Source organism: Pseudomonas sp. 2995-1 (genome assembly GCF_002742505.1).
In the GTDB taxonomy this organism is placed as follows: Bacteria; Pseudomonadota; Gammaproteobacteria; order Pseudomonadales; family Pseudomonadaceae; genus Aquipseudomonas; species Aquipseudomonas sivasensis.
Window position 1 is genome coordinate 1 of sequence record NZ_LJSA01000611.1, and the last position, 327, is coordinate 327.

At 37.0% G+C, this 327-nt stretch carries 1 protein-coding gene; it reads left to right on the forward strand.

What is annotated here, in order from left to right:
• Positions 1–327: hypothetical protein (locus AOA61_RS31400; RefSeq protein ID WP_218197418.1), on the forward strand; the 327-nt coding region annotated here is incomplete at both ends.

Sequence of the window (327 nt, forward strand, 5' to 3'; positions counted from 1 at the left end):
TCGCAAGATGCCTCCTGTTAAAGATAAACAAAGTAAAGATGATTTATTTGAAGCGATACAAAAAAAATCAAAGGAACGTCATGAAACTGAAAAAATAGTAGTTCCTAAGAGAAGGAAGACGTGGATATATCCTGTAATAGCAACAGCAGCAGCGATGTTGTTAATCATCTTAATCTTACCATCCTTTTTCAATGATTTTGATATAGCTTCAGAAGAGGATTCAAGTTTTGACAGAGCAGCAGACTACGATATGGATGATGCGGGTACAGAAGTTGCTGAAGATACTGAAGATGCATCAGGTGAAATGGGTACACTAATGATTGACCC